Below are 21,321 nucleotides of genomic sequence, written 5' to 3'. Positions count from 1 at the left end.
ATCGCAATTTATGCTGTTACATTTAAATGTATTGTTACAAAGCTCACCATAGGTGAGCTTTTTTTTGCTGGTAATTCAAGGTGTTTACACTTAGTGTGGATAAATACACAGAAAATAAAAAGTCATTAAGGATAGTCAATGGCAACACCATTACCGATAAACGTAGGGCGATTAACGCAAATAGCGGGATTTGAGCTTGTACGTATGTTTTTAACTAAACGTGGACTTATTGCATTAGCTGCCTTTGCATTGGTGTGGCTAATCATACTGCGCTACCCAATAGGGCAGGCAGTAGGCATTGTAAGTGCGCCCGATTTTGAGCAAATAGCCCGTGATATATCAGGTTCTATTGGTTTAAGTAAATTATTGGATTGGCCTGAGGCCGAATTTGCTATGTACTGGTTAATAGCCCTGTATAGCTTTCCCGTTTTTGGTTTATTTATTTGTAGCGACCAAACAGTAGGCGACAGAGAGCGTGGCACACTGAGGTTTTTATCACTGCGCTCCACTCGCTTTGAAATACTGTTTGGCCGTTTTTTAGGGCAGCTAGCGGTATTAGCCTGCTTAGTGGGCATTACTCTTGTGGCTACGCTCGCTGTACTAGGGTTTAGAGATCCAAGTTTACTGGCAGGTGGTTTTGCCCGTGCACTTTCTATATTTTTAATATTAGTGATTACTCTGTGCCCATTTGTAGCACTTATGACGTTAATAAATACTTTTGCTCGCTCATCGCGCTTATCTATTGTATTGGCAATTTTATATTTTGCAGCAGGCGGTATTGTAGTTGGTATATTGCAATGGCAAATACCCGCATTAGGCTTGCTTGATTATTTATTTCCGGGTGTGCAAATAGAGTTATTAGCGGGGCAAAATTTACCATTATTAAGCGCTGTTGCTATTCCCCTTGTACAAACAGCGGTGCTACTAAGCGTTGCTCAACGTATTTTTGCAAGGAGCTCACTATGAGACCATTAATTACAGCTAGCGGTTTGAGTAAATCGTATGGTGCAAAACTTGCGCTTAATAATGTGGACTTTGAAATTAACAAAGGCGCGCCAGTGGCGCTTGTCGGGCCAAATGGTGCGGGTAAAACTACCTTATTTAGTTTGTTGTGCGGCTATATAGCGCCAAGTAAAGGCAGCCTTGAAATATTAGGGCATAAGCCAGGTAGTGCTGCTTTATTTAATAAAGTAAGTGCATTACCGCAAGATGCACAACTTGACCCTCGTTTTAATATAGACAAGCAACTTGCCTTTTATGCAAAACTACAAGGTATGGGGGCAAAGCAAAGCCAAACTGAGGCGCTACGTGTACTTGATTTAGTTGGCTTAAAAGAAATTGCAAAGCAGCGTGCAGGGGACTTATCGCACGGTATGCGCAAGCGCGTTACGATAGCGCAAGCACTTATTGGCGCGCCACAAATTGTAATGCTTGATGAAGCAACCGCAGGGCTTGATCCGATTCATGCCAGAGAAGTACGTGAGCTAGTATCTGAATTAAGTGAGCAGGCTACATTTATTTTAAGCTCTCACGATTTAACTGAGCTTGAGCGACTATGCTCACAGGTACTTCATTTAGATAAAGGCGTACTAAGCGAGCACCAAACAAAAACTAATAATACCGATAAACACTTTTATACATTAATGCTAAGCGAGGCTTATCAGAATGTTGAGCAACAGCTTCAAGCAATTGCAGGGGTGAGCCGGGTGTATATGAGCCAACATAAAGAATATGTAGTTGAGTATCAGCCAACAGGTGAGCCGCTTGATATTGCACTGCTGAGTTTTTGTCATCAGCACAATTGGAAGTACAGGCAGTTAGTTAATGGTCACACATTAGAGAATCAAATATTTAAACAGGAGAAAGTATAATGGGTTTACTTAGCGGACTTATGGGTAATGCAAGCGAAGTTGACGATTCTGATTTAGAGAAAATCCTCGCCAATACATTAATTGACGGTGAACAAGTAGAAAAGGCATATAAAGTAGTACGTGATATGTTTATTTTTACTAATAAGCGTTTAATCTTAATTGATAAGCAAGGTATGACCGGTTCTAAAATGGAAATGGTGAGTGTTGCTTACTCTAAAATAACCAAGTTTAGTAAAGAGAGCGCAGGCCATTTTGACTTAGATGCCGAGCTAAAAATATGGGTTGGCTCAGATCCAACACCAATTAGTAAAGAGTTTAAGTCTGGCGATAATATTAACGATGTTTACCGTATTATTAGCCAACACGCGCTTTAATACGGTACATGTTTTAAGTAGTTGTTGACTAGATGTTGCAACTACTTTAATTTTACAGTTTACAACACTTCCTTACAATTAACTTAATAAATACAACTGGTTAGTTAAGTTTTCATTCAGTTTCCTAACGTTAGCATGTGCCTCGACTTTAGCAATACAGCTAGAGCATAAAAAGCAATGTACATAGGGAAGTCTTACAATGAAAAAATTAGCAGTTATTATTTCGAGCATTTTATTATCTAGCACTGCGGCTGCTGCGGACAGCTATAATTCAATTAGTAACCTAAGCTACAAAAATAGCGATAACAACGATACTGTTGCTGTAGATTCTATTTACTATTTATCTCCTAAAAAAACTTTAGGCCCGTACGATCAGTTTGAATACATCAATAAACAAACTAACGTATATGGTGGCTATGCTGATGACGACTTTGGCGATTTAACATCAGTTGGTGGTGAATACTTCATTAATGAATTTGTTGTTGGCGCATCTTACGAAAACCTAGACCCAGATTCAGGTTCTAACAGTGAGCTTTATAAACTGACGGGTGGTTACTTTTTCAACCCTGATTTACTTGCAAAAGTAACACTAGTTGAAAATAAAGACGGCGATGATTACGCATTATTTGATTTAGCTTACAACTACATGCTAAACAGCACTGATTACGTTGGTGTTACACTTACATCAGACGACGATTTTGATTACCGTGCAGTGGCTGCTAAATACTTTATTGATTTGCAGCAAGGTAACTACCTAACATTTGAAGGTAAATACGAAAGTATTGATGATGCAGAAAACCAATGGGTAGCAGAAACTAACTACTACTTCTCAAAAGCAACATCTGTATTTGCTAACTACAATAAGCAAGATACTTATAGCTTTGGTGCTCAACACTTCATCAATAAAAATATTGGTGTAAAGGTGGGTTACGAAAACAACGCTGATGATTCTGACAACGATGCGTACTTTGCTAACATGCGTTTTCAGTTTTAATTAAGTCCCGTACTTAGTTAATACAAAAGTAATATTAAAAAGCCCGCTAAATTTAGCGGGCTTTGTCGTTTTTAAACGTTTGAGCTTTCAACTATAAACTTTTACCAGCCATAATTACGGCCCTTATCATGCTCATCTAAATAACTCCTTTAAGTTATAAATAGAGTCGCCATGAATGGCTAAATTGTTATTAAAGCCATTAAGTGCAGTCGATGATAATAGCTATAAAATAGTAAGAATTGGAGTTGTTTTTGCTAGTAAACAATAGTTATTGGAAAAAACAGATAAAAATATGCACTGATACAAACCTATTTTTCATTATAAATACAGAAAAAATGAATTAAACAGAGTAATTTTTTTGAGAAATTAAAAAAAATTAGTGAGAGGAAATTATATTGATGAGGTTTATCGAATAATTCAGTTGTGTTCAATTTAGCGACAGTTTGTACCGTATTTGTTACTTTTTGAATTTAAATGATGACATGATATTGTCTTGTAGGTTTGGTTGATACTTTATATTTACATTTGCATGTAAATTATTACAACTCCATTGGTTTTAATTTGACCTTTTATTCAGTTTTTGTTCATTTTTTTGGCGTTAGGATGCGCCCCGACTTTGGCTAGACAGCTGAGGCATAAAAAGTAATATTTATAGGGAATTTAAAATGAAAAAATTAGCCGTTATCATTTCGAGCATTTTATTATCAAGCGCTGCAACCACTGCAATAGCTGCAGATACTTACCAATCAATCAGCCATGTAGGATACGTGGATGTAGATGGTGATGACACAGTAACTGTTGACTCAACTTATTATTTTTCTCCAAAAGCGACTTCAGGTCCTTACGATCAATTTGAATACATCAATAAGCAAACAAATGTTTATGGTGCATACAGTGATAATGATTTTGGAGATGTTACTAGCGTTGGCGGTGAGTATTTTGTAGAAGATTTTGTATTAGGTGCACAGTACAATAATTTCGATAGTGATTTTGGCTCAAGCACGGATGTAATTGAACTTTCAGCTGGTTATTTCTTTAACCCAAACCTTGTATTAAAAGCAACGTTTATTGATGTAGAAGATGCTGACAATCAGTTTGTGTTTGATTTGGCATATAACCACCAGTTAAACAACACTGATTATATTGGCTTTACAGTAACAGCAGATGATGAGTTTGATTACCGTGCAGTAGCAGCTAAGTACTTTGTTGATTTACAGCAAGGTAACTACTTGACTGTTGAAGGTAAATTTGAAGATGTTGATGGCGGTTCAAGTAACTGGGAATTAGCATCTAACTACTATTTCAGCAAAGCAACATCGGTTTTTGTTACAGTTAATAAAAATGATGATTACACTCTTGGTGCTCAACACTTTTTCAACAACAATGTTGGTTTAGAAGCAGGTTACGGCAATAACTGGGATGATTCTGATTATGATGCTTACTTTGCAAATTTAAGCTTACAGTTCTAATTTAACTAAAATTAGAATATGAACAAAAAGCCCGCTCAAATGAGCGGGCTTTTTGTTCAGCGCTATTTACCAGCCGCAGTTGCGGCCTTCGTTTTGTTTATCTAAATATGTTTGTAATGGTGCAAAGTAATCGAGCATTGCTGTTGCATCCATTTGCGGCTTACCTGTCACAGTTTCAAGCGCCTCTTGCCAAGGGCGAGACGAACCCATTTCAAGCATAGCGTTTAGCTTATCCCCTGCTTCTTTTGAATTATAAATAGAGCAGCGATGAATGGCTTTATCGTTACCGGCAATTTCACATAAGCTACGATGAAATTCAAATTGTAAAATATGCGCTAAAAAGTAACGTGTATAAGGCGTGTTACCCGGAACATGGTACTTAGCACCCGGATCAAAATCACTTTCGCTACGTGCGATAGGCGCTTGCACTCCTTGGTATTTTTCACGTAGTTCCCACCATGCTTTATTGTAATTTTCTGGTGCTACTTCACCTGAAAATACCTGCCAGCGCCACTGATCAACCATTAAGCTAAACGGTACAAAGGCAACTTTATCAAGTGCCATTTTCATCAACAAACCGATATCTTTAGATTCATCAGGTACTTGTTCAAGTAAGCCAATTTCTTTTAAGTAGCCTGGTGTAACCGAAAGGGCAATGGTGTCTCCAATGGCTTCATGAAAACCATCGTTTGCACTTTCTTGATAAAATAAAGGCTGCTTGTTGTATGCGCGTTGATAAAAGTTATGACCTAGTTCATGATGAATAACTGAAAACTCTTCGCCTGTGCGCTGAATACACATTTTAATGCGTAAATCGTCTTTGCTATCGATATTCCATGCTGATGCATGACACTGCACATCTCTGTCTTTTGGTTTAACAAACAGTGAACGCTCGTAAAATGTCTCTGGTAGTGCGTCAAAACCCATTGAGGTAAAAAAGTTTTCAGCCCCTTTTACCATTTTAAGTTCGTCGTAATTATTTTGAGCTAATAACTCGGTTACGTCGTAACCCGGATCGGCGTTTTCTGGTGCAACTACATCGTAAATATTACCCCATGCTTGCGCCCACATATTACCAAGTAAGTGCGCTGGAATAGGTTGGTCTTGCGGTACTTTGTCGGTGCCGTACTTTTCACCTAACTTTGCGCGAACATGGCAGTGTAGCGAGTTATACAGCGGTTTAACTTGGCCCCAAATACGGTCAAGCTCGGTGGTGAAGTCATCAGCAGGCATATCGTATTTACTGCGCCACATAGCGCCCGTATCGGCATAACCAAGCTCTTTTGCACCTTCGTTGGTTAGTACTACTTGTTGCTCGTAAAGTGAGCGCATAGGTTTTGATATTTGACGCCAGCCTTGCCATAAATCAAGTAGTTCGTTGTAATCTCGGCTGGTGGCCATTTTTGAAGTCATGTCGCCAAGGCTTAAACAGCTGCCGTCTTCTTTACAGTATTTACCTTTACCGTATAGGCCGCCAAGCTCTGCGACAATTTGTGAAAGTCGCGCTGTTTTATCAGCGTCTTGTGGGGCAGGAAGTGTAAGTGCGAGTTTTAGTTTATCAAGCTTACGGCGAGCATCGTAATCAAGCTCTAGTTCGTCGTATTTTGCAGCTTCATTTGCTAAACGCACGACTGTTTCGGTCATTTTACGGTTAACTTCAGCCGATAGAGCCGACGTATCATGAGTAATAAAGTTTGCGTAAATCCATTCTGCACGGCTCGATTCTAAATAAAGTGCACTTAGTTCTTTTTCTGTGTTTGTTATAAATGTTTTTGCACCTTTAGCTGTTACAGCTTTTTTAGTGTGTGCTGAATCGGTAGTGTCTATCGTTACTTCTGCATCGCAGGCTGTTAAAGCAAGAGTACTTGCTACCATTAAGGCGCTCATACTTAGTTTAAATCGAAAGGGGGTCATGCTATTCCATTAATTTATTGTTATTAAAACGTTGATAATAGCAGTGATGTTTAAAACAATAAAATGGATGCGTTAAGGCTCACGACTCGTCGTGCAATGATTGTATTTAAATTAAGATGGGTCATAATTAAGTTACTATTTTCATTCAATGTGTAAGGAATGTGCGCATGTTAATATTTATAATATTGCTGGTCGTGGTGGTGGTTATTTTTGCGGTTAAAGATATTCGCCTAAACTTGATTAGTCGTCCTACGTTTAAAATGTTCAAAAAGGTGCTTCCGCCATTATCGCAAACAGAGCGAGAGGCGATGGAAGCAGGTGATGTTTGGTGGGATGGTGAGTTATTTAGTGGTAACCCAGATTGGCAAAAATTGCACCGCTTTCCTAAACCAGAGCTTAGCGATAAAGAAAACGCATTTATGGCTAACCAAGTAGAAACCTTATTGGCGATGCTTGATGATTATCAAATTGTACAAAAAGACAAAGACTTACCAAAAGAAGTGTGGGATTACCTAAAAACAGAAGGTTTTTTTGCGCTGATCATTCCTGAAAAATTTGGCGGTCGTGAGTTCTCGGCAATTGCTAATTCAACGATAGTGTCAAAAATTTCGACTAAAAGCTTAACAGCCGCAGTCACTGTTATGGTGCCTAATAGCTTAGGTCCAGGTGAGTTACTTCTTCACTATGGTACTAAAGAGCAGCAAGATCGTTGGCTGCCAAGTTTAGCAAATGGTACAGATGTTCCTTGTTTTGCATTAACGGGACCAGAGGCGGGCTCTGATGCTGGCAGCATTCCTGATTCCGGTGTGGTGTGTATGGGTGAGCACAATGGCGAGCAAGTAATGGGCCTGCGTTTAAATTGGTCAAAGCGTTACATTACGCTTGCACCCGTTGCTACTGTACTCGGCTTAGCATTTAAAATGTATGATCCAGACGCTTTATTAGGTGATAAAAAAGAGCTAGGCATAACGTGTGCGCTTATACCAACCGATCATCCGGGTGTCGAAACGGGTGAGCGTCATTATCCACTTAATATGGCCTTCATGAATGGTACCACTTACGGTAAAGATGTATTTATACCACTGGATTGGATCATTGGTGGACAAGAGTGTGCAGGGCGTGGCTGGAGAATGCTTGTTGAGTGTTTAAGTGCAGGGCGTGGTATATCACTACCAGCATTGAGTGCAGCAACTGGACATTTAGCTTCAAAAATGACATCGGCATACGCCATGGTACGCCAGCAGTTTGGTGTATCTATAAGGCAGTTTGAAGGTGTGCAAGAGGCACTTGCACGTATTGGTGGTTTAACTTACACACTTGAGTCGTGCCGATTAATGACCGCAGGTGCGATTGATTTAAAATTAAGCCCGTCGGTTGTAACAGCGATTGCTAAATACCATATGACTGAAATGGGTCGTACGGTAATGAACGATGCAATGGATATTCATTCAGGTAAAGGAATTCAAGTAGGGCCTAATAACTATTTGGCGCATGGCTATATGGGTATTCCAGTATCAATTACGGTTGAAGGCGCAAATATTTTAACGCGTAACTTAATGATATTTGGCCAAGGTGCAACACGCTGTCATCCATTTGTTTTAAAAGAAATGGAAGCCGCTGCCATGGAAGATGACGACGCAGCACTTGAACAATTTGATGGTTTATTAATGAACCATATAATATTTGCAGCAAGTAATGCAGGCATGGCATTTGTGCATGGCTTGACACGTAGTTGTTTTGCTAAAGCCCCTGTAGGTGGTGAAACGGCTGTTTATTATAAACAATTGAGTAGGATGAGCCGAGGCTTAGCTATTTGCACAGACGTGGCTATGTTAATGCTTGGCGGTGAACTTAAACGTAAAGAAATGATATCGGCACGTTTGGGTGATGTATTAAGTCATTTGTACTTAGCATCAACTGTTTTAAAACGTTATGAAGACGAAGGGCGCCAACAAGCTGATTTACCATTCGTAAAATATGCTATTGAGAACTCATTATTTGAAATTGGCCAAGCGTTTAATGGCTTCTTTAAAAACTTTTCAAATCCGGTTGTTAATTTTATCCTTAAACGTATCGTGTTCCCGCTTGGAAATCATTACCACAGACCAAGTGATGAAATAGCACAAAGTATTTGTGAGCGTATGACTCAACCGGGTGTATTTAGAAACCGCTTAACACACTTATGTTATGTAGATGAAAATGCAGGTACAGGCGTAATGGAAAATGCATTTTTAGCAATGCACGACATGCAAGCGCAGTTTAAAGATTTAAAACAATGGCAGCGCAAGGGCAGTGTGCCAACAACGCTTAATATTGAAGGCGCTATTAACTATGCACTTGAAAATAAGTTACTTGAGCAAGCAGACGCAGATGCAATGCATCACGCTAATAAGTTACGAAAGAAAGCCATTGCAGTTGATAATTTTCAACCAGGTGAGCTGTAGCGCACTACTTTAAATACTAACTCAAGCATGATCAAAAAGGCCTTACAAATGTAAGGCCTTTTTATGTGTAATTCATTTCTTTTAACGAGCGTAAGGGTCGGCAACAATTTTATCTATGTACCATTTCCCCTTTTTACGAAGCATTTTTACGCTGCGCATTTCGTCAATTTTATCACCATTTAAATAGCCGGTAAAAATAAGGTTTATTTTGGCATTATCACCGTACTGCTCACGGACGCTCATATTGGTCATATCAACTTCAATGGTTACTTCATCGTATTGCATATTTACTAAGTTACGGGAAAACTGTTTAGCAGTACCGTAGGATTTCATTATGCGTGTAAGGTTGGGTGTTGCCATGGTGCTGGCTTTTTGAAGGTCTTGCTGGTTATAAAGCGCATCAAAATAAGCGGTTGCTGTATCGCCAGGAGTGTCGCCAAGTGTTTTGGTATCGTCACCGCAGGCTGATAAAAATAAACAGAGAACCAAACTTAATAAACTCGTGATTTTTTTCATATTAATTATTATTAATTAGTTTTTTTAAAGTGTGTGGTTTATCTATGAAGATGTAAAGGTATGGCGGGCAATAAATAGAAAATTGGATAATAAATAATAAAAAAGGATGCCTAAAGCATCCTTTTAAAATTTTAGAATTGCTTATTGCACTAGCTCTTGCTCACTAAACTCTTCATCAAACATTGGGCTTGATAAGTAACGCTCAGTTGCACTAGGTAGGATGACAACAATATTTTTATCTGCGTTTTCAGGTTTTTCAGCAATTCGCTTGGCTGCAACAACCGCTGCACCTGACGAAATACCGACTAAAATACCTTCTTTTTTCATTAACTGATGCGCCATTGCAATTGCATCTTCGTTAGATACAAGCTCAGCTGCATCAATTAAGTCCATATCTAAGTTACCAGGGATAAAGCCTGCACCAATGCCTTGGATTTTATGAGGGCCTGGTTTAATTTCTTCACCGGCAAGCGTTTGGCTAATGACTGGAGAGTTAGTTGGTTCAACAGCAATAGATTTAACGTTTAGACCTTTTTCTGTTTTAAGGTAACGGCTAACACCTGTAATAGTACCACCTGTACCTACACCGGCTACAAAAAAGTCTACTTTTCCGTCAAGTGCATCGTAAATTTCTGGGCCTGTTGTTTCAAAGTGAATTTTAGGATTTGCAGGGTTTTCGAATTGTTGTAATAAAATATATTTATCAGGTGCGGTTGCTTGAATTTCTTTTGCTTTTTCAATTGCGCCATTCATACCTTTAGCACCGTCGGTAAGTACTAGGTTTGCACCTAGTGCTTTTAATAGCTTGCGACGTTCTAGGCTCATAGTGTTTGGCATAGTAAGTGTTAACTTGTAACCACGAGCAGCTGCAACAAATGCAAGTGCAATACCAGTGTTACCTGATGTTGGCTCAATAAGTTCTTTACCTTCAACAAGCTGACCTGACTTTTCAGCTTCCCAAATCATTGATGCACCAATACGGCATTTGATACTAAAGCTTGGATTACGAGATTCAACTTTAGCGTATACATTCCCACCCGTAACACGGTTAAGTTTTACTAGCGGCGTATTACCAATAGTTAGTGAGTTATCTTCAAAAATAGTAGACATAATGTTCCTTTGGATACAATCTGATCAACGTGCTAATAGCCTTTGCTACTAACTATACATACACACTTTACTGTGAGTTTAAAAAAACTAAAGTAAAGTTTGGCTATAACATATATTTATTGGGCTTATAACCAGTCGAAATAAAAATCAATTATTAACGGTGCTTTAGTTATTGTAGGTGCGGGCTTAATTTGAGATTTAAAGAGTAAAAACTCGTTTAGTAAAAAAATGTTCAAAAGAGCTCTAGATTAAGCTGTATTTGTTCGTTATTTGTGCATATAAATGTAACTTGAATAGTTTTATCACACAATGCGTCTAAAACATGATAAAAACACGTATCTAAATTCAATTAAGCAATCACAATGAAGTTAATCTTAAAATTAATTGCCGGTATTGTGGCCGGTATCTTAGTCGGACTATATGTACCTATAACTGGTGTTGAACTTTTATTTACAGTAAAAGAGCTGATTGGTCAAATTATCTCCTTTACCATCCCTCTTATCATTTTGTTTTTTATTGCATCGGGTATTGCTGGCCTACCAAAAGGGTCTGGTCACTTACTTGGTAAAACAGTCGGGTTTGCTTACAGCTCTACCATTATTGCAGGTACGCTTGCATTTTTATTAGTAAGTGCTGTTATACCTTTTTTAAGTGGTGGCATTACTTTTGAAGCTGAAGTTGCAACTGAAATTGGCAGTTTTATTGATTTAGAAATTCCACCTCTGATGGGTGTAATGACCGCATTAGTGACTGCTTTTGTATTTGGTATAGGCATGAGCCAATTAGAACTTGATACACTTAAAAAGGTGTCTGATCAGGGGCGAGATGTAATTGACGGGTTATTATCAAAAGTAATTATACCTGCTTTACCATTTTACATTGCTGGCGTATTTGCCGAAATGACGGTAGCGGGCACTGTGGTTGATACATTGCAAACATTTGGTGTAGTACTAGTTGCTGCGCTTGTTATGCATTGGTTATGGTTAAGCGTTTTATATATAGCGACAGGTATATTGTTAAAACGTAATCCAATCGAATTAGTTAAAAATATGCTCCCAGCTTACTTTACTGCGTTAGGTACTATGTCGAGTGCAGCAACGATTCCAGTATCGCTACAATCAAGTAAGGCAAATAATGTTAAAGAAGATGTAGCTAATTTTACTGTGCCGCTTTGCGCGACTATTCACTTATCTGGCTCAACTATAACAATAGTAACCTGTGCAATGGCTGTTATGTTTTTATCGCCAAGCATGGAAGTTCCTTCATTAATGGGTATGCTGCCATTTATTATGATGTTAGGTTTAGTAATGATTGCAGCTCCAGGTGCTCCAGGTGGTGCAGTCATGTCGGCGCTTGGTTTATTAACAAGCATGCTTGGGTTTAATGAAGGTGCTGTAGCATTAATGATTGCACTTTATTTAGCACAAGATAGCTTTGGTACTGCGTGTAATGTAACGGGTGATGGTATCATTGCGTTATGGGTTGACAGATTTAGCGAAAAATCGTCAGCTTAAACTATTAGAGTGAGGCAATAATATTAATTATTGTTTCGCTTTATGTATGTTACTGTGGCAAATTAATTTAATTAAATTGCATGTTGTTAGGTAAGTGAGGATGTTCCATTGATTAATGTACTTTTAGTTGATGACCATGAACTTGTACGAACAGGAATCAAGCGTATTCTTGATGACGTACGAGGGTTTAAAGTAATTGGCGAAGCTAAAACTGGCGAAGAGGCTGTACAGTTTTGTCGTCAGCATGCGCCAAACATAGTATTAATGGATATGAATATGCCAGGCATGGGCGGATTAGAAGCGACTAAAAAGATTTGTCGTTACTGCCCAGATGTAAAAATTATTGTGCTTACTGTTAATTGTGAGGATCCGTTTCCGAGCAAGGTAATGCAAATTGGCGCTCATGGCTTTTTAACTAAAGGTGCAGGCTCTGACGAAATGGTTCGTGCTATTCGTTGCGTTCATGCTGGTCAGCGTTATATTGCCCCTGAAATTGCACAGCAGATAGCGCTTGCACAAGTAACAGGCCGCACAGATGAAAACCCTTTTCAGAGTTTATCTGAGCGAGAGCTGCAAATTATGCTTATGATCACCAAAGGTGAAAAGGCACAAGATATAGCAGAGCGTTTAAATCTAAGCTCTAAAACAGTAAATAGCTATCGCTACCGTATGTTTGAAAAGTTAAATGTAGGTGGCGATGTTGAGCTTACCCATTTAGCTATTCGTCATAAAATGATTGATATAGACGTTTCGTACTAACTATAATTTATGTCTGAATTTGATCACGTACATTTTCTCAAAACGCTATCAAGCGAGCCGGGTGTATACCGAATGCTTGATAGTGACAGCCAAGTTATTTATGTTGGTAAAGCTAAGCATCTAAAAAAGCGTGTTAGCAGTTACTTTAGAAGTAATATTACCGATAGCAAAACACGCGTTTTAGTGAGTAATATTAGTGACATTGAAGTCACTCTCACCAATACTGAAACCGAAGCGCTGCTGCTTGAAAATAACCTAATAAAAAAATATCAGCCTCGCTACAACATATTATTGCGCGACGATAAGTCGTACCCCTATATTTTACTAACTAGCCATAAACACCCACGTTTAGCGTTTCATCGTGGCAGTCGTAAAATTAAAGGCGAGTACTTTGGGCCTTTCCCAAGCGCAGGAGCGGTATCTGAAAGCTTGCGCTTAATGCAAAAAATATTTCCTGTTCGTCAATGTGAAGATGCTTATTACCGCGCAAGAAGTCGCCCGTGTCTGCAATATCAACTTAAACGTTGCTCAGCTCCATGTGTAAATAAAGTAACGGATGATGATTACAGCGAGCAGGTTGATTATGTTCGTAAATTTTTAACAGGTAAATCTCACGAAGTTATTGCTGATTTAATAAAAAAAATGGAAGCAGCCAGCCTGCAGCTAAACTTTGAATTAGCGGCAAAAGTTCGCGACCAAATAATGCTACTTCGTAAAATGCAGGAGCAACAGTCTATTTCTGGTAACTTTGCAGAAATGGATGTTGTCGGTTTTGCGCATTTAAACGGGTTAAACGGTATTCATTTATTAATGATCCGCGATCATAAAGTGCTGGGTAGTAAAACCTATTTTCCAAAAGTACCTAAAGATTCGAGTGAACAAGAAATATTGACCTCATTTTTAGGACAATATTATTTAGCGCCAGGAGCAACTGGGCGTATTGCAAAAGAAATCATATTACCGTTTGAAATAGAAGAAAGCGCGGCGCTCGGCGAAGCACTCTCACAAATAAGTGAACGTAAAGTAACTCTTAAAGTTGTCACTCGGGGTGAGCGTGCGCAATACCTACAACTCGCAAATAAAAATGCATTAAACAGTATTGCGGTTAAACAAAGTACCCAAGACTCTATTAATAAACGTTATGCACAATTAAAAGCAACACTGCGACTTGACGATATTACCCGAATGGAGTGTTTTGATATAAGCCACACCATGGGGGAGAACACCGTTGCAAGTTGTGTTGTATTTGACTCACAAGGCCCAAATACAAAAGAGTATAGGCGCTACAACGTAACAGGTATAACTGGTGGCGATGATTATGCTGCAATGGAATTTGCACTTAACAAACGCTATAACAAGTTAGTAGACGAAGACAAAATTCCAGACGTTATCTTTATTGATGGTGGTAAGGGGCAGTTAGGGCGCGCTGAGCAGTATTTTTCTAATTGGCCGCACACAAAAATGCCTTTATTAGTAGGTGTTGCAAAAGGAACGAGTCGCAAACCCGGTCTTGAAACATTATTGATTGACGGTGGACGCAAAACTATTCCGATGGATTCAGATGCACCTGCGCTTCATTTGATTCAGCATATACGTGATGAGTCTCACCGTTTTGCAATTGCTGGGCATCGTAATAAACGACAAAAACAACGAACACAATCACTATTAGAAGAAATAAATGGAGTAGGTTCTAAGCGTCGCCAAACATTATTAAAATATTTAGGGGGCATGCAAGGTGTAAAAGCTGCTAATATAGAACAGTTAAAGAAAGTTCCTGGGATCAGCCCTGACATGGCTGAGAAGATATTTAACCATTTGCATGACAAGGGCTAGCCCTTCATGCGAATATAGCCAAAAAGACATATCCAAGTAGTTATGTGGAATATTCCAAACACACTTACAACATTTAGACTTTTTCTTATCCCCGTTTTTTTGGTGATATTTTATTTGCCTTATAGCTGGGCATTTTTTGCTGCCGCCTTTATTTTTTGGCTTGCATCGATTACCGATATACTAGACGGTTATTTAGCAAGAAAGCTTGGGCAATCAACTCCTTTCGGTGCTTTTTTAGATCCTGTTGCTGATAAAGTAATGGTATGTGCTGCTCTTGTTGCATTAGCCGATCAGTATCAAACTATGTATATGACAATACCAGCTCTTATTATTATAAGCCGTGAAATTATTATATCTGCACTTCGCGAATGGATGGCAGAGCAGGGCAAGCGCGGTAACGTGGCTGTTTCAAACATGGGTAAAATAAAGACGGCTGCACAAATGTTAGCCATTATCGGTTTGATTTGGCAATATGATACGTGGATGAACTATTTAAGTTTTGGATTATTGTACATTGCGACCTTTTTAACCTTGAGTTCTATGATGCAATATTTACGTGCAGCATGGGGTGAATTGACTAAAAATTAACTCTAAATGTATAATAACGCACCGTTTTAGATAAAAAACAAGCAAACAGTTCAAAACTAGCATTTTTTGTATTGACGCGTTTAATAATCTCTGTAGAATGCGTCCGTGTTGAGAGGGCATAGCCCCCGAGATAAACAAAACGGTAATTAATCAGTTACCTGAATATTCACATAAATCATCATGTGTTAATTCAAATAACTGATAAATAAAATGCGGTACTAGCTCAGTTGGTAGAGCGCGACCTTGCCAAGGTCGAGGTCACGAGTTCGAGCCTCGTGTACCGCTCCAAGTTTATCTTAAGGTTATTAACCCAATGTTGGGGCGGAATGGCAGAGTGGCCATGCACCGGATTGCAAATCCGTTTACCTCGGTTCGACTCCGGGTTCCGCCTCCATTTCAACACTCCACACGCTTTAATTAGCAAACTCGATGCCCGAGTGGTGGAATTGGTAGACACAAGGGATTTAAAATCCCTCGACTAACAAGTCGTGCCGGTTCAAGTCCGGCCTCGGGCACCACTATGTGGTTTAATTGCATTACCAAGTGTAATTTATAAAATGATTAATTTAGAATTAATATGATGCGGTACTAGCTCAGTTGGTAGAGCGCGACCTTGCCAAGGTCGAGGTCACGAGTTCGAGCCTCGTGTACCGCTCCAAGTTTATCTTAAGGTTATTAACCCAATGTTGGGGCGGAATGGCAGAGTGGCCATGCACCGGATTGCAAATCCGTTTACCTCGGTTCGACTCCGGGTTCCGCCTCCATTTCAACACTCCACACGCTTTAATTAGCAAACTCGATGCCCGAGTGGTGGAATTGGTAGACACAAGGGATTTAAAATCCCTCGACTAACAAGTCGTGCCGGTTCAAGTCCGGCCTCGGGCACCACTATGTGGTTTAATTGCATTACCAAGTGTAATTTATAAAATGATTAATTTAGAATTAATATGATGCGGTACTAGCTCAGTTGGTAGAGCGCGACCTTGCCAAGGTCGAGGTCACGAGTTCGAGCCTCGTGTACCGCTCCATATTAGTTTTATCCACTTGCTTTTAATAGCAAACTCGATGCCCGAGTGGTGGAATTGGTAGACACAAGGGATTTAAAATCCCTCGACTAACAAGTCGTGCCGGTTCAAGTCCGGCCTCGGGCACCACTTTAAATTATTTTACCAAGATAATTTAAAGTTAATAAAACAGTATTTTGCGGTACTAGCTCAGTTGGTAGAGCGCGACCTTGCCAAGGTCGAGGTCACGAGTTCGAGCCTCGTGTACCGCTCCAAATTATTTGGATACATTTAGGCGGAATGGCAGAGTGGCCATGCACCGGATTGCAAATCCGTTTACCTCGGTTCGACTCCGGGTTCCGCCTCCATATAATTTACTCCACACGCTTTAATTAGCAAACTCGATGCCCGAGTGGTGGAATTGGTAGACACAAGGGATTTAAAATCCCTCGACTAACAAGTCGTGCCGGTTCAAGTCCGGCCTCGGGCACCATTTGTACTAAAATCCTCAGATAAAATTCATTTAAATTCTAAATCACTTCTATTTTTAAAATATTCAAAAATTATCCTTATTTAGATTCCCAATCTTATTTTAATACCTACTTACCTTTAATATCTATTTTTTTAATATCTTAAAGTTTCATCATCATACATTTATAAAGCTGCCAGTTTGTATTTAACCGTTAATGCTTTTATCCAATCTGGTTAAATTAACTGAATTGGTATAATTAGTTGTGAATAAGAGCACCTGTTAATAACAAAGAAAAAATCAGAACGCTGGCTATTCAATTTTCTTGGCAATTACTCCTGCACCTATGTTTTAGTAAATCAAATGCTTTTAACTCTGCTAACGTAAGGTTTGCTCTCTAAAAATAGCTAAGTTTTAACGAGGGGTGGCATTAATGAATGTAATAGAAGTGCGGTGTCTAAAATAAATTTAAGATAGGAGTATAAGAAATGCGTTTAGTACTTAGTTATACGAATTGCTAGTGTTTTATAAGCGACCCTTGAGGATCGCTTATAAAGGATAAATTGTTATTGCAGTTTACTCTGAGCTTTGTAAATTGGATACTCGCTCAACAAGCCTTGAATAAGCGCAATACACATTAAAATAAGTACTATTGAAAACGGCAAAGCTGTAGTAACTACGCCCGACTGAAGCGCTTGCAATGCTTGCGAGCCACCAACCCAAAGCAATACTGCTGCAATCACGCCTTCGACTGTAGCCCAAAATATACGTTGTGGCACTGGTGCATCTATTTTACCGCCCGCAGTTATACCATCTATTACAAGCGATCCTGAATCAGACGACGTTATAAAAAATACCAAAACGAGTGCTATAGAAATAATAGAAATAAAACTAGAAAGTGGTAACTGCTCGTATACCTGAAATAAAGTCACTGAGATATCAGTTAAACCATTTTGTCCAAGTGGGCCAACTTTATCTATAACTTGTGTAATTGCCATATTTCCGAATACCCCCATCCAAACCAAACTAAGAAGCGTTGGTAGGCCAATGACGACGAGTAAAAACTCGCGTACAGTGCGCCCCTTTGAAACTCGAGCAATAAACATCCCAACAAACGGCGACCATGATATCCACCATGCCCAATAAAACACAGTCCAAGAGTGCATCCAATCTTCATCGGGTCTATTAAAAGGATTGCTTAAAGGTACAAAGTGTTCTACGTACGCCCCAAGGGTAAACCAAACAGCAGTAATTGCATCAGAGAAAGTAAGGGCAATAACAACTAATAATAAAATAAATGCACAAATTAAATTAACATTGCTCAGTACTTTAACACCGCCCTCAATACCTCTAATAACAGAGAAAATTGCAATACACGTTACTAAACCAATAACAGATATTTGAAAAGCGGTCCCATAATCAGTGCCTAACAGATAATTTATCCCGCTGGTAGCTTGTTGAGCGCCAAGGCCTAGCGATGTAGCTAAACCAAATAAAGTAGACAGTACAGCGAGTATATCGATGATATGACCAAGCCACCCCCAGGCACGATCACCAAATAATGGATAAAAAACAGAACGTATTGATAAAGGAAGGCCTTTATTAAATGCAAAAAAAGCCAAGCTTAATCCAACAACCGCGTAAATCGCCCATCCATGTAAACCCCAGTGGTACATGGTTGCACCCAAAGCTAATGAGTGTGCTTGCGGTGAGTTTGGCTCAACGCCCATAGGCATATGATACCAACCTGTATAATATGCAGTTGGCTCAGCAACTCCCCAAAACAGTAAGCCAATACCCATTCCTGCTGCAAACAGCATTGAAAGCCACGACATATAGCCATGTTCTGGACGAGCTTTTACGCCGCCTAAACGAATTTTACCCAAAGGAGAGAATGCCAAAATAACGCAAAATATCACAAAGGCATTGGCTAGTAACATAAAGTAACTATCAAATTGATTAATTATGGCGTCTTTAGTCGAGGTTAGTGCATCACGGCTAACGGTAGGGTCAAAAACTAGGGTAAGTATTACAAATAAAACAACTAAGAAAGCGCTTATGCCAAATACTGGGTTATGGATATCAAATCCCCACTTTTGTACATTATCTTGCCCAACTTGGTAATCAGTAGTGTCTATACTGTATTTTTTTGTTATGTCATCCATCGGGTCTCCTTTTTATAGATAACTTAATTCAAATATCCTACGTAATTAAATATAAAATAGTTTTAAAATTAATATAACTTTTTATTTATAAGAAATGAGATGGTTAAGCGTAATATTTGTAATTTTTAGATCTAAAAAAGCGAGCCGTAGCTCGCTGTTTATTGTTTATTTCCAGGCCTCGGGATCGACCTCTTTAGCAAGTTTAGGATGTTTACTCTTATCAAAGGTAGGTATTAGGCCTTTCTTGCGTTGCTCGTTATAATCTTTAGAGAGCCACACAACAACACCTGAAAGCATAAATAACGCTATAACGTTTACAATGGCCATTAAACCCATTGATATATCCGCCAGCGTCCAAATTAATCCCAGTTCACCAACAGCACCAAACATCACCATACCTAAAACAACGAGTCTAAAGATAAACATACCTTTATTAGAGTTGTGCTCTAAAAACATTAAATTTGTTTCAGCGTAAGAGTAATTAGCCACAATAGAAGTAAAAGCAAAGAACAATATAGCAATGGCAATAAAGTAAGTACCCCAATCACCAACATGTTCTTGTAACGCAGCTTGCGTAAGTTCAATCCCCATAACACCAGATTCAGGTATTAATTGCTGCGATAGTAAAATAAGAGAAGCAGTCGCTGTACAAATAACAATAGTATCAATAAATACACCTAGCATTTGCACATAACCTTGTGATGCTGGATGAGGCGGGTAAGGTGTAGCAGTAGCTGCGGCATTAGCTGCACTACCCATACCTGCTTCGTTTGAGAATAAGCCACGCTTTATACCTTGGATCATAGCTTGTGTAACACCATAACCAATTGCACCTGCACCAGCTTGTTCAATACCAAAAGCACTCTTTATAATAAGGACGAGTACATCCGGGAGTGCAGTAAAGTTAATAGCACATACATAAAGAGCCACTAACAAGTAAGCTAACGCCATAAATGGCACAACCATTTCGGCAAAACGAGAAATCGTTTTCAAACCACCAAAAATAATAATACCAGAGCCAATAACCAAGCAAATGCCTACTATATACTTAGGTACATCAAACGCTACTTCAAATGCTGCAGCAATAGAGTTTGACTGTACGGCGTTAAATACCAAACCAAAGGCTAAAATTAAGCATAGCGAGAATAAAGTTCCCATCCAGCGTTTACCTAAACCGTTTTGCATATAATAAGCAGGGCCACCTCTAAAATTGCCTTCAGCATCCTTTGTTTTATAAGCCTGAGCTAAAGTACTTTCAGCAAAGCTTGTAGCCATACCTATTAATGCAATAAGCCACATCCAAAAAATAGCACCCGGACCACCTAGGTATAAGGCAACAGCAACACCAGCCATATTACCTGTACCAACGCGTGCAGCTAACGAAGTACAAAAAGCCTGAAAGGATGAAATTTCATTATCGGCACATTTACGAGAGCCAAACATAACTTTGAACATATGTGGAAATTGCACAAACTGAATAAAGCCTAGTCGAAAAGTAAAAAAGAGGCCTGCTGCTATTAATAAGTAGACGAGAACTTGGCCCCATAGAAGGGCACTTATACTGTTTATTATGTCTGTCATGGATACTGCCTAAATACATGAGTTAAAAAAAGTGACCGCAACTTATCACATCAGGATAAAAGTGTTTAGTTTTAAAGTTCAAAAGCAGAGTTATCAACAGGGTTTTGTGGGTAACTTGTGCTTATCGTGTGTGCTTGCTTGGGGCTGAATTTTAATTACTATTTTGTGTAAATAACGCTTGCGTAAAATTCGCCGCTCCCTATAATGCGACCCCACTGAGGCGGGAAACGGCAACGCATAGCGAGGCAGGAACAACTCAGAGAGTTAAATAAAACTTCGGTTTTAAATCTTCCAAAAGAAAATTTAAAACAAAGTGTTGACTCGAAAAATAAAGGGTGTATTATTCGCATCCCTTGAGACGCTAAAGCGACTCAAAACGTTCTTTAACAATATAAAGCAATCATCTGTGTGGGCACTCGTACAGATTGAGTTCTAACAGCCAACCTACTTAGGTAGCGAGGCAAACAAATTAGAGTCTCAATTGAAACTGAGTGACCATATGTTATTAAAAGATTCAGCCTTGAGCTGTTTTGATTTACTTTTTTTAAAAGTGAAAATAATAACGCACAGTCAATTCGTTTTTGGCAACAAAAACAATAAATTCAGAATTCATTGAGCTGTCGAAAGACATAAAACTTTTTAATTGAAGAGTTTGATCATGGCTCAGATTGAACGCTGGCGGCAGGCCTAACACATGCAAGTCGAGCGGTAACAGA

The 21,321-nt window shown here is 39.1% G+C and carries 15 protein-coding genes, 11 tRNA genes and 1 rRNA gene; 22 read left to right on the top strand and 5 right to left on the bottom strand.

What is annotated here, in order from left to right; all coding sequences use genetic code 11:
* Nucleotides 1-138: 138 nt before the first annotated feature.
* The 5 genes from I6F10_RS16245 to I6F10_RS16225 all read left to right on the top strand — a co-directional run bounded on the left by I6F10_RS16245 (nucleotide 139) and on the right by I6F10_RS16225 (nucleotide 4,708).
* Entirely contained in the window at nucleotides 139-966 is an 828-nt protein-coding gene (locus tag I6F10_RS16245) for an ABC transporter permease (protein ID WP_024599820.1), read from the top strand.
* A complete protein-coding gene (locus I6F10_RS16240; RefSeq protein WP_024599819.1) occupies nucleotides 963-1,871 on the top strand; it encodes an ABC transporter ATP-binding protein in 909 nt (302 codons plus the stop codon). The genes I6F10_RS16245 and I6F10_RS16240 overlap by 4 nt, the downstream gene beginning before the upstream one ends.
* Complete coding sequence (locus tag I6F10_RS16235) at nucleotides 1,871-2,245, top strand: PH domain-containing protein (RefSeq protein ID WP_024599818.1); 375 nt, start codon at nucleotides 1,871-1,873, stop codon at nucleotides 2,243-2,245. Before I6F10_RS16240 ends, I6F10_RS16235 begins: the two co-directional genes overlap by 1 nt.
* Nucleotides 2,246-2,444: 199 nt before the next feature.
* On the top strand, nucleotides 2,445-3,239 hold the full coding sequence (locus tag I6F10_RS16230) for a putative porin (protein ID WP_002962833.1): 795 nt from the start codon (nucleotides 2,445-2,447) through the stop codon (nucleotides 3,237-3,239).
* Between the two features lie 665 nt (nucleotides 3,240-3,904).
* Complete coding sequence (locus tag I6F10_RS16225; protein WP_165744134.1) at nucleotides 3,905-4,708, top strand: putative porin; 804 nt, start codon at nucleotides 3,905-3,907, stop codon at nucleotides 4,706-4,708.
* Between the two features lie 66 nt (nucleotides 4,709-4,774).
* Here I6F10_RS16225 and I6F10_RS16220 read toward each other — a convergent pair whose 3' ends face one another.
* The gene (locus I6F10_RS16220) at nucleotides 4,775-6,622 is read right to left on the bottom strand and encodes a M2 family metallopeptidase (protein WP_197099126.1); all 1,848 of its coding nucleotides are present in this window, start codon (nucleotides 6,620-6,622) and stop codon (nucleotides 4,775-4,777) included.
* Nucleotides 6,623-6,789: 167 nt separating this feature from the next.
* Here I6F10_RS16220 and I6F10_RS16215 point away from each other — a divergent pair, with 167 nt between their 5' ends.
* Nucleotides 6,790-9,066, top strand: coding sequence for an acyl-CoA dehydrogenase (locus I6F10_RS16215; RefSeq protein WP_197099125.1), 2,277 nt, complete (start codon nucleotides 6,790-6,792; stop codon nucleotides 9,064-9,066).
* An 81-nt stretch (nucleotides 9,067-9,147) separates the two neighbouring features.
* Here the strand turns inward: I6F10_RS16215 and I6F10_RS16210 are convergent, their stop codons facing one another.
* Together I6F10_RS16210 and cysK are read right to left on the bottom strand one after the other, a co-directional pair.
* Nucleotides 9,148-9,582: a hypothetical protein gene (locus tag I6F10_RS16210; protein WP_024599814.1), complete on the bottom strand. Its 435-nt coding sequence runs from the start codon at nucleotides 9,580-9,582 to the stop codon at nucleotides 9,148-9,150.
* A gap of 141 nt (nucleotides 9,583-9,723) precedes the next feature.
* Nucleotides 9,724-10,692, bottom strand: a complete 969-nt coding sequence (cysK, locus tag I6F10_RS16205) for a cysteine synthase A (RefSeq protein WP_024599813.1) — start codon at nucleotides 10,690-10,692, stop codon at nucleotides 9,724-9,726.
* A gap of 362 nt (nucleotides 10,693-11,054) precedes the next feature.
* Between cysK and I6F10_RS16200 the strand changes: the two genes are divergently transcribed.
* The 15 genes from I6F10_RS16200 (at nucleotide 11,055) to I6F10_RS16130 (ending at nucleotide 16,883) form a co-directional block, all read left to right on the top strand.
* Entirely contained in the window at nucleotides 11,055-12,206 is a 1,152-nt protein-coding gene (locus I6F10_RS16200) for a dicarboxylate/amino acid:cation symporter (RefSeq protein WP_076924381.1), read from the top strand.
* Between the two features lie 108 nt (nucleotides 12,207-12,314).
* Nucleotides 12,315-12,965, top strand: a complete 651-nt coding sequence (uvrY, locus tag I6F10_RS16195; protein WP_007377972.1) for a UvrY/SirA/GacA family response regulator transcription factor — start codon at nucleotides 12,315-12,317, stop codon at nucleotides 12,963-12,965.
* Nucleotides 12,966-12,974: 9 nt separating this feature from the next.
* The gene (gene uvrC, locus I6F10_RS16190) at nucleotides 12,975-14,798 is read left to right on the top strand and encodes an excinuclease ABC subunit UvrC (RefSeq protein ID WP_024599811.1); all 1,824 of its coding nucleotides are present in this window, start codon (nucleotides 12,975-12,977) and stop codon (nucleotides 14,796-14,798) included.
* A 42-nt stretch (nucleotides 14,799-14,840) separates the two neighbouring features.
* Nucleotides 14,841-15,386, top strand: coding sequence for a CDP-diacylglycerol--glycerol-3-phosphate 3-phosphatidyltransferase (gene pgsA, locus I6F10_RS16185; protein WP_197099124.1), 546 nt, complete (start codon nucleotides 14,841-14,843; stop codon nucleotides 15,384-15,386).
* Nucleotides 15,387-15,598: 212 nt separating this feature from the next.
* Nucleotides 15,599-15,674, top strand: a tRNA-Gly gene (locus tag I6F10_RS16180).
* Nucleotides 15,675-15,706: 32 nt separating this feature from the next.
* Nucleotides 15,707-15,780, top strand: a tRNA-Cys gene (locus I6F10_RS16175).
* 37 nt (nucleotides 15,781-15,817) lie between these two features.
* A tRNA-Leu gene (locus I6F10_RS16170) sits at nucleotides 15,818-15,904 on the top strand.
* A 64-nt stretch (nucleotides 15,905-15,968) separates the two neighbouring features.
* Nucleotides 15,969-16,044, top strand: a tRNA-Gly gene (locus I6F10_RS16165).
* A gap of 32 nt (nucleotides 16,045-16,076) precedes the next feature.
* A tRNA-Cys gene (locus I6F10_RS16160) sits at nucleotides 16,077-16,150 on the top strand.
* A 37-nt stretch (nucleotides 16,151-16,187) separates the two neighbouring features.
* Nucleotides 16,188-16,274 (top strand) — tRNA-Leu (locus I6F10_RS16155).
* A 64-nt stretch (nucleotides 16,275-16,338) separates the two neighbouring features.
* Nucleotides 16,339-16,414: transfer RNA gene (locus I6F10_RS16150), tRNA-Gly, on the top strand.
* Nucleotides 16,415-16,453: 39 nt separating this feature from the next.
* Nucleotides 16,454-16,540, top strand: a tRNA-Leu gene (locus tag I6F10_RS16145).
* Between the two features lie 49 nt (nucleotides 16,541-16,589).
* Nucleotides 16,590-16,665 (top strand) — tRNA-Gly (locus tag I6F10_RS16140).
* Nucleotides 16,666-16,684: 19 nt separating this feature from the next.
* A tRNA-Cys gene (locus I6F10_RS16135) sits at nucleotides 16,685-16,758 on the top strand.
* A 38-nt stretch (nucleotides 16,759-16,796) separates the two neighbouring features.
* A tRNA-Leu gene (locus tag I6F10_RS16130) sits at nucleotides 16,797-16,883 on the top strand.
* A 542-nt stretch (nucleotides 16,884-17,425) separates the two neighbouring features.
* Here I6F10_RS16130 and I6F10_RS16125 read toward each other — a convergent pair.
* Complete coding sequence (locus tag I6F10_RS16125) at nucleotides 17,426-19,024, bottom strand: BCCT family transporter (protein ID WP_197099123.1); 1,599 nt, start codon at nucleotides 19,022-19,024, stop codon at nucleotides 17,426-17,428.
* A gap of 165 nt (nucleotides 19,025-19,189) precedes the next feature.
* Nucleotides 19,190-20,605, bottom strand: coding sequence for an alanine/glycine:cation symporter family protein (locus I6F10_RS16120; RefSeq protein WP_197099122.1), 1,416 nt, complete (start codon nucleotides 20,603-20,605; stop codon nucleotides 19,190-19,192).
* Between the two features lie 640 nt (nucleotides 20,606-21,245).
* Between I6F10_RS16120 and I6F10_RS16115 the strand changes: the two genes are divergently transcribed.
* Nucleotides 21,246-21,321, top strand: a 16S ribosomal RNA gene (locus I6F10_RS16115); the annotation flags it as partial.

Source organism: Pseudoalteromonas sp. SWYJZ98 (assembly GCF_015864495.1).
Lineage (GTDB): Bacteria > Pseudomonadota > Gammaproteobacteria > Enterobacterales > Alteromonadaceae > Pseudoalteromonas > Pseudoalteromonas distincta.
This window is presented reverse-complemented; position numbering and strand designations above follow the sequence as displayed.